Source organism: Geodermatophilus sp. SYSU D00814, from assembly GCF_054050055.1.
In genome coordinates this window covers 83,657-97,620 of the sequence record NZ_JBJGYP010000007.1, presented here as the reverse complement: position 1 = coordinate 97,620, position 13,964 = coordinate 83,657, and the positions used below count along the sequence as shown (strand labels likewise).

13 protein-coding genes are annotated in these 13,964 nt (G+C 75.6%); 11 read left to right on the top strand and 2 right to left on the bottom strand.

Annotated features, from left to right (window positions below):
* Positions 1–104: 104 nt before the first annotated feature.
* The 6 genes from ACI780_RS07195 to ACI780_RS07170 all read left to right on the top strand — a co-directional run bounded on the left by ACI780_RS07195 (position 105) and on the right by ACI780_RS07170 (position 6,793).
* Positions 105–2,714, top strand: coding sequence for a LuxR C-terminal-related transcriptional regulator (locus ACI780_RS07195; RefSeq protein WP_457001841.1), 2,610 nt, complete (start codon positions 105–107; stop codon positions 2,712–2,714).
* A 96-nt stretch (positions 2,715–2,810) separates the two neighbouring features.
* The gene (locus ACI780_RS07190; RefSeq protein WP_456870853.1) at positions 2,811–3,017 is read left to right on the top strand and encodes a hypothetical protein; all 207 of its coding nucleotides are present in this window, start codon (positions 2,811–2,813) and stop codon (positions 3,015–3,017) included.
* Positions 3,018–3,075: 58 nt separating this feature from the next.
* Positions 3,076–5,322, top strand: coding sequence for a LuxR C-terminal-related transcriptional regulator (locus ACI780_RS07185; RefSeq protein ID WP_457001839.1), 2,247 nt, complete (start codon positions 3,076–3,078; stop codon positions 5,320–5,322).
* 133 nt (positions 5,323–5,455) lie between these two features.
* The gene (locus tag ACI780_RS07180; protein WP_456870851.1) at positions 5,456–5,782 is read left to right on the top strand and encodes a hypothetical protein; all 327 of its coding nucleotides are present in this window, start codon (positions 5,456–5,458) and stop codon (positions 5,780–5,782) included.
* 99 nt (positions 5,783–5,881) lie between these two features.
* Positions 5,882–6,073: a hypothetical protein gene (locus tag ACI780_RS07175; RefSeq protein ID WP_456870850.1), complete on the top strand. Its 192-nt coding sequence runs from the start codon at positions 5,882–5,884 to the stop codon at positions 6,071–6,073.
* 177 nt (positions 6,074–6,250) lie between these two features.
* On the top strand, positions 6,251–6,793 hold the full coding sequence (locus tag ACI780_RS07170) for a hypothetical protein (RefSeq protein ID WP_457001837.1): 543 nt from the start codon (positions 6,251–6,253) through the stop codon (positions 6,791–6,793).
* 318 nt (positions 6,794–7,111) lie between these two features.
* On the opposite strand, the gene ACI780_RS07165 is transcribed toward ACI780_RS07170, so the two are convergent.
* Complete coding sequence (locus tag ACI780_RS07165; RefSeq protein ID WP_457001835.1) at positions 7,112–8,446, bottom strand: DUF2252 domain-containing protein; 1,335 nt, start codon at positions 8,444–8,446, stop codon at positions 7,112–7,114.
* Between the two features lie 430 nt (positions 8,447–8,876).
* On the opposite strand from ACI780_RS07165, the gene ACI780_RS07160 reads away from it, so the two are divergent.
* The 3 genes from ACI780_RS07160 (at position 8,877) to ACI780_RS07150 (ending at position 10,633) form a co-directional block, all read left to right on the top strand.
* Positions 8,877–9,419, top strand: a complete 543-nt coding sequence (locus ACI780_RS07160) for a potassium channel family protein (RefSeq protein WP_456870847.1) — start codon at positions 8,877–8,879, stop codon at positions 9,417–9,419.
* A 77-nt stretch (positions 9,420–9,496) separates the two neighbouring features.
* On the top strand, positions 9,497–9,955 hold the full coding sequence (locus tag ACI780_RS07155) for a DUF7144 family membrane protein (RefSeq protein ID WP_457001832.1): 459 nt from the start codon (positions 9,497–9,499) through the stop codon (positions 9,953–9,955).
* Between the two features lie 489 nt (positions 9,956–10,444).
* Positions 10,445–10,633: a hypothetical protein gene (locus ACI780_RS07150; RefSeq protein ID WP_457001830.1), complete on the top strand. Its 189-nt coding sequence runs from the start codon at positions 10,445–10,447 to the stop codon at positions 10,631–10,633.
* Positions 10,634–10,703: 70 nt separating this feature from the next.
* Here the strand turns inward: ACI780_RS07150 and ACI780_RS07145 are convergent, their stop codons facing one another.
* On the bottom strand, positions 10,704–11,381 hold the full coding sequence (locus tag ACI780_RS07145) for a hypothetical protein (RefSeq protein ID WP_457001828.1): 678 nt from the start codon (positions 11,379–11,381) through the stop codon (positions 10,704–10,706).
* Between the two features lie 669 nt (positions 11,382–12,050).
* Between ACI780_RS07145 and ACI780_RS07140 the strand changes: the two genes are divergently transcribed.
* Complete coding sequence (locus ACI780_RS07140) at positions 12,051–12,851, top strand: bestrophin-like domain (RefSeq protein WP_456870843.1); 801 nt, start codon at positions 12,051–12,053, stop codon at positions 12,849–12,851.
* A gap of 196 nt (positions 12,852–13,047) precedes the next feature.
* Positions 13,048–13,923, top strand: a complete 876-nt coding sequence (locus tag ACI780_RS07135) for an alpha/beta fold hydrolase (RefSeq protein WP_457001826.1) — start codon at positions 13,048–13,050, stop codon at positions 13,921–13,923.
* Positions 13,924–13,964: the final 41 nt, after the last annotated feature.

Here is a 13,964-nt window from a genome sequence, read left to right as displayed (position 1 = left end):
GAGGGGATCCCGGGGTGCACGGGGGCGGCATCCCCGGCCGCGCGACCGGTCAGGACCGGGTGCGCGGCTCGTGGTGACCTCCACCGACGACGAGGAGCCCGGTGATGGCCCTCCTCCCCCTCGACGCCCCGCTGCGGTTCCCCGCGAGCAAGGGAGTCGTCCCCGAACTGCCCGCCGACTTCCTGCCGCGTCCACGGGTCCGGCGACGACTCGACGAGGCCGGCCCGGACCAGGTGACCGTGGTCAGTGCCCCGGCCGGGTCGGGGAAGACGCTGCTGCTGGCCGACTGGGCCCACGACCGCCCCGGGACGGCGTGGGTGCGGGTGGACGACGACGACAACGACCCCCGGCGGCTGTGGTCGGCAGTGGTGGCCTCCCTGCGCGTGCTCCCCGCCGCGGCCGGGAACGCCCGGCTGCTGCGGCTGGCCGGCCTCGCGGGGTCCGCTGACGGGGCGGACGTCACCGAGGAGCTGGCCGACACCCTGGACGCCCTCCCCACGCCGGTGACGCTGGTGCTCGACGACGTCCACGAGCTGACCGGGTGGGAGGTGCTGCGCGACCTCACCCGGTTGATCCGCCTCCGGCCGGCGGGCGTGCGGTTCGTGCTGGCCAGCCGGGCCGACCCGCCCGTCTCGATCCCGCGGCTGCGGCTGGAGGGCCGCGTGCACGAGCTGCGGGCCGACGTCCTCGCCTTCACGCTCACCGAGACCGCCGACCTCCTGGCGACGATGGGGCAGGCGCTCACCCCGGCGCAGGTGGCGGCGCTGCACGCACGGACGGAGGGCTGGGCCGCCGGACTCCGGCTCGCCGCCCTCGCCCTGCGCCGCACCGAGGACGCGTCGGGGTTCCTGACGGACTTCTCGGGCGACGAGCGCTCGGTCGCGGAGTACCTGACCGACGAGATCCTCTCCCGGCTGGAACCCGCCACGCAGGAGTTCCTCGGGGAGGTCAGCGTGTGCTCCCCCCTCCCGGCCGCGCTGGCCTCGGTGCTGTCGCAGCGTCCCGACGCCGAGCTGGTCCTCGACGAGCTCCGCCGGGAGACGGCGCTGGTGGAGCGCACCTCCCGCGGCCACTACCGCATCCAGCCGCTGCTGCGCTCCTACCTGGTCGCCGACCTGGCCCGGCAACGGCCCCGGCGCCACCGCGCAGCGCAGATCGCCACTGCGCGCTGGTGGTCCGACCGAGGCCAGCCCGTGCACGCCCTGCGCCACGCCGAACGGTCCGGCGACCGGGACCTGATCGCCTCGCTCGTGCGCGGGGCGGGCGTGCCCCTGCTGCTCGCCGGGGACCTCGGGCCGCTGCGCCGTGCGCTGGCGGCCGTGGGGCAGAGCCCGCGCACGACGGATCCCTGGTTGGCCCTGACCGCGGCGATCACCCACCTCGACGCGCGTGCGCTGCCCGCCGCGGCCGCCGAGCTGGAGAGCGCACGCCGCGCCTGGCCGGAGACCCCGGACGCCGGCCTGGACGCCCTGCGAGCCAGCGTCGAGCTCCTCGCCGCCGGTCAGGGTCTCGACGTCGGGACGCCGACCGTGACCGCGGAGGAGGCGGCTCAGGAGGGGCCCGAGATGGCGGCCCTCCTGCACGTCAGCCGCGGGGTCGCCGAGTTCGGCATCCCGGGTGGGGCCGACGTCGACCGTGCCCGGACCGAGCTGCAGCGGGCTCTCGAGCTGGCGAGCAGGCTCGACCTGGGCTATCTGGAGGTCCAGGCGCTGTCGATGCTGGCGACGCTGGCGGCCATGCGCGGCGACCTCCGCGAGATGACGACGACGGCGCACCGGGCCGTGGCGGTGGCGGCCCGCCACGGCCGGCACCCCTCGGACTGGTCGGCGGCGCCGGTGGGGATGCTCGCCTACGCCGACCTGCTGCGAGGTGACCCGGCGTCCGCGGCCGCGCGCACGGAGGAGGTGCTCGGCGTCTGGGACCCGCTGCCGCCGGAGGCCGCGTACACGCTGCGCGCCGTGCACGGCGCCGCGCTCGCCGACCAGGGACACCGGGCGGCCGGCCTGTCCGAGATGCGGGCCGCGCGCGAGGCCTTCGGGGACACGCAGGGGCCCCCGTCGATGCTGGCCGGCCTGGGCGTCCTCGAGCACCGGGCGGCGCTCCTGAGCGGCAACCTCACCGCCGCCGCACGGATCGCCACCTGGCTGTCCGCGCGGGTCCCCGGAGCGGGAGAGATCCGGCTCCTGGAGGCCTGGGAGGAGATGGCCGGAGGGCGGTACGGAGCCGCCCGGGCCCTCGTCGCCCCGCTGCACGAGCCGGCGACGCCGGTCCTCCTCCCCCAGACCGTGGTGGAGGCGCACCTGGTGGACGCCGAGTCGGCGTTGCAGGCCGGCGACGGCCCGGCCGGCCGGGCCTCGCTGGCGGCGGCGGTCGCGCGTGCCGAGGTCCTCGGCACGATCCGGCCGCTCGCCCTGGCCGGGCCGTGCACGCAGGCGCTCCTGGACGCCGGCCTGCCGGGGTCGGGGCGCTTCGCCGCCCAGCTCGCGACCGCCCGGGCTGCCCTGGTGTCCGCCCCGCCCGTCCTGCTCAGCGAGCGGGAGCTCGCGGTCCTGGCCCTGCTGCCGTCACTGCTCAACGCCCGGGAGATCGCCGAGGAGTTCACGGTGTCGGTCAACACGGTGAAGACCCACATCCGGTCCATCTACGCGAAGCTCGGCGTCTCGTCCCGGAGAGCGGCCGTGCAGCGGGCGCAGGACGCGGGTCTGCTGCCGTGACGGGTTCACCTGGGCGGGGTGAGGCGCGTGCCGCTCCCTGCGGCGACGGTGGACCGGCGTGGGGTCCACCCACCCGGGACGCGACGGAGGCCCGACATGCCGGAGCGGCGGTACGAGGTCCGGGTGACCGGGCGGCTGTCACCGCGGGCGCGCGGCGCCTTCGCCGACATGGACGTGGACGAGGTGACCGCCGAGACCGTCATCTCCGGTCTGGTGCACCGGGACGAGCAGCTGCACGAGCTCCTCGCGCGGATCCAGTCACTCGGCCTGCACGTGGTGTCCGTGCAACAGGTGGCTCCCTGACGGCCCGTCCTGGAGCCCGGCGGCCGGCTGCCCGGCCGGCGCGCCGGCGGTGACGCCGGTGCACCCCCGCGGCACGTCCCAGGACCTGCCCGTCGAGGTCCTGGAGTCCAAGCTCTTCCCGCCCACCGTCCGTCCCGGCGTCGTGCCGCGGCCTGCGCTGCTGGCCCGCCTGCGGGACGCCCGCGGCGCACCGACCGTCGCCGTCGTCGCCCCGGCGGGCTACGGGAAGACCACGCTGCTCGCCCAGTGGTCCGGAGCCGACGACCGTTCCTTCGCCTGGCTGTCGCTCGACCCGCACGACGACGACCCCCTCGTCCTGCTGACCCACCTCGCCGTGGCCGTCGACCGGGTCCACCCGCTGCCGGCCGGGGTCCTCGACGCGCTGCGGATGCCGGGCACCTCCCTGCAGGCGACCGTGGTCCCCCGCCTGGGCGCCGCACTGGCCCGGCCCACGCGGCCGTTCGTCCTGGTGGTCGACGACGTGCACCACCTCCGGGACGGTCCGTCCCTCGACGCGCTGGTGACCCTCGTCGGCCACGCCCGCGGCGGAGCGCAGGCCGCCCTGGCCGGCCGCGCGATGCCGGTGCCGCTGGCCCGCCTGCGCGCCGAGGGCCGGGCGGTCGACGTCGGGACCGACGACCTCGCCTTCTCCGGCCCGGCGGCGGGCTCGCTGCTGCGGGCCGCGGGCGCCGACCTCCCCGACGACGAGGTCGCCGCGCTGGCCCGGCGGACCGAGGGATGGCCGGCCGGGCTCTACCTCGCCGCCCTCGTCCGCACGGCGCCCGGACGGTCCGGGACCCCCGGCGCTGGGGACGGGGACCGCCTGGCTGCCGAGTACCTGCAGGAGGAGCTGCTGTCCGGGCTCCCTCCGCGGGACCTCGCCTTCCTGACCCGGACGTCGGTGCTCGACCGCCTCTCCGGGGACCTGTGCGACGCGGTGCTCGAGACCTCGGGGTCGGCGGCGGACCTGGAGCGGCTGTGCCGGGAGAACCTCTTCCTCGTGCCGCTCGACGACCGGGGCACCTGGTACCGCTACCACCCGATCTTCCGCGACCTCCTCCGGGAGCGGCTGCACCGCTCCGCACCGGACGCCCCTCCCGAGTTGCTGCGCCGCGCCGCCGACTGGTTCGAGGCCGACGGCCGTCCCGAGGCGGCCCTCCACGCCGCGCAGCGGGCCGGGGACGTCGACCGTGTCGCGCGGCTCGCGATCGCCCTCGCCCAGCCGATGTACGCGGCCGGCCGGTCCGGGACCCTCATGGGCTGGTTCGAGTGGGTCGACGGGCGGGGTGCGGTCGACCGGCACCCCGCGATGGCGGCGCAGGCCGCGTACCTGTGCGCGCTCACCGGGCGGCCGGCCGCCGCCGACCGGTGGGCCGACCTGGCCGACCGCTGGGCGGCACGGCGACCGGCGGGCGACGACGCGGAGCGCTTCGGCATCTGGCTGGCGTTGGTGCGCGCGACGATGTGCCGGGACGGCGTCGAGCGGATGCGGCACGACCTCGAGGAGGCCGGCCGGCTCCCGGACGCCGGGACGGCCGCGGATCCCGACCACCCGTTGCGGGTCTTCCTCCGCGGGGTGGCGCAGCTCCTCCTCGGGGACGACGAGGGCGCGGGCGCGTGGTTCGACGACGCCTGCGAGCTCGTCGACGCGACACGACGGCCGCCCCTCTCCGCGACGGTCCTCTCCTACCGTGCCCTGGTCCGGTCGAGGCAGGGGGACTGGCGCGGCGCCGGGGAACTCGTCGGGGAGGCGCTCGAGACCGTCCGGCGCACGCACGCCGGGTGGTACGTCACCAGCGTCCTGCCCTCCACGCTCGCCGCCCGGGTGGCGGTGCACCAGCAGGACCCGCAGCGGGCGCGCACGCACCTCGCCGAGGCGCAGCGGGCGCGGCCGCTGCTGTCCCACGCGCTGCCCTGGCTGACCGTCGAGGCGCTGCTGGGGATGGCCGAGGTTGCCCTCGGCCTCGACGACCCGGGTGGGGCACGCGTGTTCCTCCAGGACGCGGAGTCCGTGCTGCGGCGCCGGCCCGACCTGGGGCTGCTCGGCAAGCGGGCCGACGAGCTGCGCGGGCGACTCGCGTCGCTGCGGGCAGCCCGGGCGGACACGGCGACCCTGACGTCGGCGGAGCTGCGTCTCCTCCCCCTGCTGCTGACGCACCTCACGCTGGAGGGCATCGCCGGCCGGTTGTCGCTGTCCCGGCACACCGTGAAGGCCCAGGCCTGGTCGACGTACCGCAAGCTCGGCGTCCACACGCGCGGCGACGCCGTCGCCCGGGCGCAGGAGCTCGGTCTGCTCGAGGGATGACCCGCCCCTGGTGGATGGGACGGATCGTCCGATGTGCCCGTCCCGGGAGTCCGCCACGCTGACCCCGGCGGTGCTCGGGTGTGGTCCGGAGGGCGACCACCCCGCGGGGGCACCGGGACACGGCGGAGGGACCATGGACGAGCGTGCGACGGACGTCCTGGAGGAGCGGTCGGGCGGGTCGTGGCCGCCGTGGGCGGGGACCGGGCCGGAGGCGACGGTGCTCTCCGGCGAGGACCTGCTCGACCGCAGCCTCGCCTTCTCCGGGTGCCACGAGTCCGACGACGGCCAGGTGCGGATCCGGCGCGCCACCGCCCCGTTCGAGTACGCGGGAGCCCGGCTGGTCGGCTCCTGCGCGATCTGCGCCCGGGCCGGGCTCACCGCCCCCGCGGGCGAGCGGCTGCCCGACCTCCGCGCCGCCGCGGGGTTCCTGTCGGCACACGACCACGGCGACGTCGACTGACGCGACGTCCGCGTCCCCGGTCGACCACCCCGCCGGTGAGCGCCGGACCGCCCGTCCGGGGTGAGCACCCGGCGGCTCCGCGGGTGCACGGTGTCGTCCATGGACGACACCGTGCACCGGACGACGCGGACCACGCGGGCGGGCGCCCGCGGCGGTCGGGGGCCCCAGCCGGCGGCTGGCCTCGAGATCACGGGTTGGCACCGGGACGCGGCGCGCTTCCTCGCCGGCTGCATCGGCACCGGGGCCCTGCTCGGGGCCGCCGTGGCCGCCGTGCGGGAACCGCGCACCTGACCGGCACCGGCGACGGCAGCGGGAGACGCCGGCCCCCCGTCCGGACCCTGCCTCGTCCCCGGGCCGCGGTCATCACCCGCGGGCGAGGTGGTGCCGCCCGGGGGACGCGACGCTCCGGACGCCGGCATCCGTCGACGACGGGTGGACCGGTCACCGGACACCAGGACGGAGGACAGGATGGCCATCGGACCTGTACAGCTCGTCGTGCTCGGGTTCCCGCAGCCCGACTTCCACGGCGAGATCATCGACGAGCTCGAGCGGCTGAGGCAGAGCGACACCGTGCGGGTGATCGACGCCCTGGCGGTCTACAAGGACCCCGACGGCGAGCTCGAGGCCATGCACCTGAGCAACCTCTCCGACGAGGAGGCCATCGAGGTCGGCAGCACGGTCGGCGCCCTCGTCGGCCTGGGCTTCGACGGCGAGGAGGGTGCGGAGGCCGGCGCGGAGGCCGGCGCCGCGGCGGCGGCCGACGGGCTCGGCGCCTTCTCCGACGAGGACGCCTGGGACGTGCTCGGGGACATCCCGAACGGCTCGGCCGCCGCGCTGGTGCTGCTCGAGCACCACTGGGCGGTGGGTCTGCGCGACGCGGTCGTCCGCGCGGGCGGCTTCCGGGTGGCCGACGGGTTCATCAGCCCGCTGGACCTCGTCGGGATCGGCCTGGTGAGCGCGGAGGAGGCGGCCGAGCTGCACCGCCTGGAGCGCTCGCCGGTCTCCACCTGACCGCGGGACACCGACGACGGAGAGGAGGACGACGTGTTCGCATCACGCAGGGTCGCCCGGCGCACCGCCCGGCGGACCGCCCGGCGGGTCAGCCGGCGTCGCGACCGCCGGAACTGATCGCGTCACAGCACACGTCCCGCCGGCCGGTCCCCGAGGGCCGCCGGCGGGACGGAGCGCGTGCAGCCCGCCGTCCCGGCGCGTTGCCGGGGCCGTCGCGGACGCCCGGGACGTGCGCCCGTCGACGACCTCACCGGGAGCCTCACGCCGGCCGGGACCTCCTCGATGCGAGTCCCCGGCCCGCCTGCGTGCCCGTCCGGGTCAGACCCCGGTCTCGGCGGGGATCCGGCCCGCCGAGATGGCGGTCAGGAGCGCCTGGTGGTCCCGCTCGGTCTGGTCCGCGTAGGACCGGGCGAACTCCCCGACGGCCACGTCGAAGGCGGCGCTCCCACCGAGGTAGGCCGCGATCGCGACGCGGTCCCCGGACCGGGCGTGCGCGCGGGCGAGCGTCCAGCCGCAGACCTCGCCGTAGGCCCGCATCCCCTCCGGGATCATGGTCTCGATGTCCGCCGAGCCCTTCCAGTCGCGCAACTGCCGTACGTAGAAGTCCCGCCTCTGGCCGTCGATGCCCTCGACCCGCACCCAGCCGAGGAAGATGTCGCTGACCGCCTGCATCAGCCGCTGCCCGACGACCACGCGCTGCCCGCAGTTGTCGTACTCGCTGGCGCCGACGAAGGCCTCCAGCACCGACGGGCCGGCCTCCTTGGCCTGCAGGAACAGCGGGTGCCGGCCGTCCTCGAGCAGGAGCACCATCCACGACCGCGTCCCCACGCTGCCGACGCCGACGACCTTGCGGGCGATGTCGACCTGCCGGAACCGGTCGAGCAGCACCCGGCGCTCGGGTTCCAGGCTCTCCCCGTAGGCACGGATGAGTCCGTGGAGTCCGCGCTCGGCCCTCTCGGCCTCGACGGGATCGTCGACGAGGTCCCGCAGCGGGACGACCAGTGGCGGCTCGGCGTTCAACCGGGTCACTCCGCTGTCGACCGTGGCGAAGCGACCGAGCGAGCCCAGGTTGTCCTTGGTCTGGGCCTTGGCGCTGGCCCGGGCCAGCACCTTGCGCTGGCGGCCGCGCAGCGACACCGAGGTGAGCGCCTCGAGCCGGTCGGCGTCGGCACGGGCGTACCAGACGTCGAGGGCGTCCATGCCGGCGAAGGCCCGCATCGCCCGCCGGTAGGCGGCGACCGAGGCGAGCACGATGCCGGACCGGGTCTTGTCCGGGTAGCCGTTGGCCCGCCCGGCGATCTCCAGACTGGTGGCCAACCGCTTGACGTCCCACTCCCAGGGGCCGGGCAGTGTCTCGTCGAAGTCGTTGACGTCGAACACGAGGGTCCGCTCGGGTGAGGCGAACAGCCCGAAGTTCGCCAGGTGCGCGTCCCCGCACGCCTGGACGGTGAGCCCGGTCCGGGGCGTCCGCGCCAGGTCGCTCGCCATCGGCAGTGCCGCACCGCGGAAGAAGGCGAACGCCGAGGAGGCCATCCGCCCGTACCGGATGGGCAGCAGTTCCGGGACCCGGGTGAGCCCCTGGCCCTCGAGCAGGGCCAGCGGATCGGTGCGGTCCGCGCCGGCGGTGAAGTCGGCGTGGCTGGCGCGCGGCACCTCCGCCCGCGCCGCCTTCCCTCGGGCCACACGCTGTTCACGGGTCGTCTCGGGCGCCGCTCGGGTGGTGTGCTTCCGCCGTGCCGGGGTCGTGGTCGCCATCGGATGTCCCTCGTCGGAGATCGATCGGTCCGGGTCCCGGATGGCGAGGTGCGGCCGGGCCTCGCGAGCTCGTCCGCCGCCATGTGCCGGGTGCAGCCTCCCGACCCTGGCCGACCGGCCCGCCCGGGCCATCGCCCGTCGGGGATGAGCGGCGGGCGGGCCCCCCGCCCACCCGTCCCGGGGGATGCGCGGCGGGACCGGGCACCGGAGGGTGCGGTGAGGTGAGGGGAGGTGCGCGGTGGCCGGTGAGCCCGGAAGCCTGAGACCGGGCGGCCGGGCGGTCGTCACGACCCTGCTGTCCTCAGCAGCCGCGTCGATCCTCCTGCTCGTGGCCTACTACCACGCACCGCTGGACCGGCCGCTGGACTGGGTCACCGGAGCGGTGTTCGTCGCGTCCCTGGTGCTCTTCTCGGTGTTCGTGGCGTTCCAGCTCCGCAGCATCGTCCGGTCGGACGAGCCGAGGCTGCGGGCGATCCGCGCGCTGGCCGTGGGACTGCCGCTGCTGCTCCTGGCCTTCGCCTCGACCTACGGCGTCATCGCCGCCCAGCAGCCCGGGGCCTTCACCGAGCCGCTCGACCGCACCGACGGCATCTACTTCACCGTCACCGTCTTCTCCACGGTCGGTTTCGGGGACATCGCTCCCGTCAGCGAGCTGGCCCGGGTCCTTGTGACGATCCAGATGGTGGTCGGGCTGGTCGTGGTCGGCCTGATCGCGAGACTGGTCGTCGGTGCGGTGCAGCTCGGCCTGGCCCGCCGCGCGCGGGCGCCGGAGCCGTCCGGCGAGCACCGACGCAGCCGGACCCCGGCACCTCCTCCGAGCGTCCCGGCCGCGTCGGCCGCACTCCCGCACGGCTTCACCCAGAACGAGTGACGCCCCGGTGCGGCACTCGCGCGACGGTGCCCCGGATCCGGGCGTGGGACCCGGCGCACCGCACCCGAGGAGCCCCGATGACCGACCTAGGCTCGTCCCGTCCCGACGTGGACACCACCCGTCCCGCCTACGGCAGGGACCCGGCCCCGACCGCCTGGACGGGCTGGGTCGTGTTCGCCAGCGTGATGATGCTGATGCTGGGCGCCTTCCAGGCGATCGAAGGCCTCGTGGCCATCTTCGACGACGGGTTCTACGCCGTCACCGAGTCCCGCCTCGTGGTGGACGTCGACTACACCGTCTGGGGCTGGACCCACCTGCTCCTGGGCGTGCTCCTCGTCATCTGCGGTGTCGGCGTGCTCAGCGGCAACGTGGCCGCCCGCGCCGTGGGCGTGGTCCTCGCCGGGCTCAGTGCGCTGGTGAACCTGGCGTTCATCGCGGCCTATCCCGTCTGGAGCATCCTGGTCATCACCATCGACGTCCTGGTGATCTACGCGCTGATCGTCCACGGCCGGGAGCTGCGCGACTCGGCTCTGTGATCCCCGCGTCGCGATCCCCGGGTCCGTGGTCCCCGGGTCCGTGGTCCCGGGTCCGTGGTCCGCGTGGCACCCGGCCCGGTCGCCGGTGTGCCGCCCCTGCACCGACGGATCGGTCCGGCGACGGCCGGTGCTGCGAGGTGCGCAGCGCGGCAGTGGCCGGGCGTGGACCGGACGAGGAGCGGTGCCCCCTACCGACCGTCCGCCGCAGACCTCGTCCGGCTCGATCGGACCCGGTCCCGCCGGTGGGCGGCCGAGTGGGCGGCCGTCGAGCCCCTCTGGACGGGCAGGCAGTCCCGACGCGACACGCCTGTCGTCGTCCCCGCCACGTGGCCGGCACGTGCGGCTCACACCGCTCGGGTGAGTCGCGGGGTCAGCCGGCCCGCGATGCTCGACGACGGGCCGCAGCAGCGAGGGGTCCTCCGGACCTCGGCCCCCGCCGGTGTCCGGCGCCGTCAGCGCCGGAGCCGCGCGTCAGAGCGGAGGCCTGACATGACCGCACCGACTCTCCCGGACTTCTCCACCCTCGACCGGTCCATCACCGCTGCCCTCGCCGCGCTCCGGCACGCCCGTGCGTCGACCATCCGGTACGGGGACGCCGACGCCGTCCGCGCCGAGCGTGACGCTGAGTCCCGGCTCAACGGTCTGCTCGAGTGCCGGCTCGCCGCCCAGCGTCAGTGACCGCCGAGTCGGTCACGCGCGCCCCGGGCGTCAGCCGCACCGGGCCACCGACAGGACGCGGACGGCGGGCTCAGGTGGGGAGGATGTTGACCACCCGGGCGAGGACCACCACGAGGACGCCCAGGGAGATCAGCGACTGCAGCGCCATGAGTCCCTTGACCCGGAGGGTCAGCGGGAGGGTGTCGGTCGGGCTGAAGGCGACCAGGTTGGTGAACGCCAGGTAGAGGTGGTCCCCGAAGTGCGGGCGCCACCCCGGCGGTGCCAGGCCCTTTGTCCCCGTCTGCGGGAACTGGAAGTCGGGGAAGGGCGTCGGCTCCGCCGCGCGACCGGCCGGCCCACCTCCGTCCAGCTGCCAGTAGAGCAACGCGAACGTGACCACGTTGACCACCAGGACCAGGACGGCGGCGACGAGCAGCCGGCCGACGGTGAGTGCGACGCCGTCGACCTCGCCGTCCCCGAGGACGAGGACCGTGAGCCGTACCGCCGCGACGGTGTTCGCCAGCACGAGGACCCCGAACAGGGTGAGCACGACGGAGCGGGCCCCGCGCGGCACCGGCCCGGGCCGGGCCGCGATGCCCAGCAGCACGAGCAGCGCGATCCCCTCGACGACCGGGACCACCAGCGGTGGCCCGACTCGCTGTCCCGGGGGAATCAGCGCCTGCGGCAGGATGACCGCGACGATCGTCAGCAGCGGCCAGGTGTAGCTCTCCGGCTGGCCGTGCCGGCTCGGGCCGCCTGCGCGGTCCATGGCACCACCTCGTCCCTCACCGACAGGCCGCTCCCGAGGCGCTCCGGGAGTGCGGCTCGCCTCGGGACGGCCTCGCCCGGTCGGTCTCGGGGACCGCCCGGCGTGCGTCCCGGGGGGCGACGACGGCGACACCCTCGACGCGGCCCCAAGCTTCGGGGGGCCCGGCACGGCGTTCCTCACCCGAGGAGGATGAGCGACCTGGCGTCGCCGCCCGCCGTGGCGGCTGCCGGGTGACCGCCGGCTCCGCGACACCGCCGCGGGCCTGCGGCGTCGTCCCCCGGGGCTCTGCCGCTCCCGGACGTCGCCCGTGGTCACCTCGGCCGGGCGAGGCGCCCGGCCCGCCGGGCTCGGATCCTCTCAGCAGCCCACCGGGAGGAGCGTCATGACCGTCACAGTCGCCCTCCCCCGGTCTCGCGACCACCGGACACCCGCACACGGTGGTGTCAGCAGGTCGCGTGCGGACCTGCGTCCGGCCGTGTCGACGACGACGTCGCGGAACCCGTCCAGGAGGTCGCCCCCGGCCCGGAAGGCCCCGTCGGGCCGCGTCGGCCGCGACGCGGCCACCACGACCCGCCCCAGCCGTGCGCCGGACTCCCCTCGGTCGTCCTGCCGGGAGGCGACCGGGAGCAGGCGCCCGGACCCGGCCTCGGGACGAGGAGGACCCGGTCCATGGTCTTCTTCGGGTTGAACACGTGGGTCCTGGCCGCCGTCCTGGGCGCGATCATGGCCGTGGCCACGGTCACCGGCCTGCTGGTCGGCCGGGCGATGGCCGCCCGGTCGGACCACGTCCGCGAGTCCTACGGGGTCCTGCAGGGCGCACTCATCGGCTTCATGGGCCTGGTGCTCGCCTTCGGCCTGAGCCTCGCGGTCGGCCGCTACGAGTCACGCAGGGCCGACGTGGTCGCCGAGGCGAACGCCATCGGGACGACGTACCTCCGCGCACAGACACTGGCCGAGCCGATGCGGACGGAGTCGCTGGCCCTCCTCCGCAGCTACACCGAGGTCAGCATCGCCATCTCCGACACCGTTCCCGGTACCCCCGAGCACGATCGCGCCATCGCCGACAGCGGGTCGCACCAGGACCGGCTGTGGGCCCTCGCCGGGCGAGCGCTCGACGAGGCGCCGGTGGACAGCGCTCCCCGGCTGTACGTGGAGACGCTCAACGAGATGTTCGACGCACAGACCGACCGGGTGTACCGACTGAGCAACCGCGTGCCGACCGCCGTCCTGGTCCTGGAGGTGGCCGGCGCTGCCATCGCCATCGCAGCGCTGGCGCTGCACCTGGCCACCTTCGGCCGCGGGGTACCCACCGTGCTCATCGCATCCGTGCTGGTCACGGTCCTCCTGGTCGTCACCTTCGATCTGGACCGCCCCACCCGCGGCCTGATCCGTGTCCCTCCCACACCGCTCGTCGACCTGAGTTCCTCCATGACCGCAGCCCCCGCCGCGACGGCGCCCGGAGATCCCTGACCACCGGCCCGAGAGGTCAGCCGATGGGCAACGGCTCTCCGGCGGCGAGGGCCCGGGCGATCCAGAGGCGCACCGGCGGCTCGACGAACTGCGGTTGCCCGACGACGGCCCGGTGGCGCGACTGCTCATCCGATGACTCCGGCGTCGCCGTCGAGTCACTCCTGGACGTGGACGAGACGTGCACCACGACCAGGCGATGAGCGCCACGAGCAGCGAGCGGACGACGGTCCGTGTCGGCGCAGACGTCCGCCTCTGTGTCGAGGGGTTCGGCGAGCCGGCGCATCCCGCGATCCTGCTGATCGGCGCAGCGACGTGGTCGATGGACTGGTGGGAGGACGGGTTCTGCCGCCGTCTGGCCGACCGTGGGCGCCGGGTCGTGCGCTACGACCAGCGCGACACCGGCCGTTCGACCAGCTGGCCGCCCGGTGCCCCCGGCTACACCGGAGCGGATCTGGTCAGCGACGCGGTCGCCGTGCTCGACGGCCTCGGCATCGCCCGCGCCCACGTGGTCGGCCTGTCGATGGGCGGCGGGGTCGCACAGCGCATGGCGCTCGAGCACCGTCACCGGCTGGCGACGCTGACGCTGGTGTCCACGACCCCGCTCGCTCCCGACGTCGACGGCCTGCCCGGCCCGAGTCCGGTGCTGCAGGCCGCCGTCGCCGAGATGGGCACCGAGCCCGACTGGCTCGACCGCGACGCCGTCGTCGACCACGTCGTCGAGAGCGAGCGCCCCTACGCCGGCCCGGGCACCTTCGACGAGGCGCGCCTGCGCGCGGTCGCCGGTCGGGTGTTCGACCGCAGCAACGACATCGCCGCGAGCCTGGCCAACCACTTCCTCCTCGACTCCGACGGCTCCGGCGACACACGGCTCGGTCGGCTGGCGGGCCTGCCCACCCTCGTGGTGCACGGCACCGCCGATCCGCTGTTCCCCCTCGCCCACGGCCGGGCGCTGGCCGCCGCCATCCCCGGCGCCCGCCTCCTCGAGCTCCACGGTGTCGGCCACCAGCTGCCGCCACCGCACACCTGGGATCGGCTCGTCGACACGCTGGTCGACCACACCGCCGAGGCGTGACGAGGTCGAGCGGCCGCGTGCCCGCTCGCCGACGCGCGGCC

Bases quoted from the DNA above. Each gene is read 5' to 3' on its own strand.
- ACI780_RS07190 (WP_456870853.1), top strand. From the start codon at position 2,811: ATGCCGGAGCGGCGGTACGAGGTCCGGGTGACCGGGCGGCTGTCACCG.
- ACI780_RS07150 (WP_457001830.1), top strand. From the start codon at position 10,445: ATGACCGCACCGACTCTCCCGGACTTCTCCACCCTCGACCGGTCCATC.
- ACI780_RS07140 (WP_456870843.1), top strand. From the start codon at position 12,051: ATGGTCTTCTTCGGGTTGAACACGTGGGTCCTGGCCGCCGTCCTGGGC.
- ACI780_RS07170 (WP_457001837.1), top strand. From the start codon at position 6,251: ATGGCCATCGGACCTGTACAGCTCGTCGTGCTCGGGTTCCCGCAGCCC.
- ACI780_RS07175 (WP_456870850.1), top strand. From the start codon at position 5,882: ATGGACGACACCGTGCACCGGACGACGCGGACCACGCGGGCGGGCGCC.
- ACI780_RS07195 (WP_457001841.1), top strand. From the start codon at position 105: ATGGCCCTCCTCCCCCTCGACGCCCCGCTGCGGTTCCCCGCGAGCAAG.
- ACI780_RS07145 (WP_457001828.1), bottom strand. From the start codon at position 11,381: ATGGACCGCGCAGGCGGCCCGAGCCGGCACGGCCAGCCGGAGAGCTAC.
- ACI780_RS07180 (WP_456870851.1), top strand. From the start codon at position 5,456: ATGGACGAGCGTGCGACGGACGTCCTGGAGGAGCGGTCGGGCGGGTCG.
- ACI780_RS07135 (WP_457001826.1), top strand. From the start codon at position 13,048: ATGAGCGCCACGAGCAGCGAGCGGACGACGGTCCGTGTCGGCGCAGAC.
- ACI780_RS07155 (WP_457001832.1), top strand. From the start codon at position 9,497: ATGACCGACCTAGGCTCGTCCCGTCCCGACGTGGACACCACCCGTCCC.